This is a genomic window from Georgenia satyanarayanai, from assembly GCF_023715365.1.
GTDB classification, from domain to species: Bacteria; Actinomycetota; Actinomycetes; order Actinomycetales; family Actinomycetaceae; genus Oceanitalea; species Oceanitalea satyanarayanai_B.
Map to the genome: position 1 here is coordinate 1 of NZ_JAMBNZ010000163.1, position 396 is coordinate 396.

Below are 396 nucleotides of genomic sequence, written 5' to 3' on the forward strand. Positions count from 1 at the left end.
GACGAGGTCGGCGGCGCCGACGATGCCGGCCTCGCTGCCCATCTCGGCGAGCACGATCTGCGCCTCGGGCCGGTAGCCGCGGGCGGAGAGCTGGTCACGGACGGACGCCCGGGCGGCCTCGAGGACGAGGTCCCCGGTGTCGGCGACCCCGCCGCCGATGACGAAGAGCTCGGGGTCCAGGACGGCGACGAGGTCGGCGATCCCGGCTCCCACCCCGCGGCCGAGCTCGGTGACGAGGTCACGGGAGAGCGGGTCACCCTCCGCCGCGGCCAGCGTGACGTGCTGACCGCGCACCTTGCCGCCGTCGGCGGCCGCGAGCTCGCGCAGGCGCCCGGCGCGGTCCTCGTCGGTGATGAGGGCGTTGCGGGCGGCGCGGGTGAGCGCGCGCCCCGAGGC

At 77.8% G+C, this 396-nt stretch carries 1 protein-coding gene; it reads right to left on the reverse strand.

The genetic code is table 11. The features are described from left to right. A partial coding sequence (locus M3148_RS17500) for an ROK family protein (RefSeq protein WP_251305983.1) occupies nt 1-396 on the reverse strand: 396 nt, incomplete at both ends.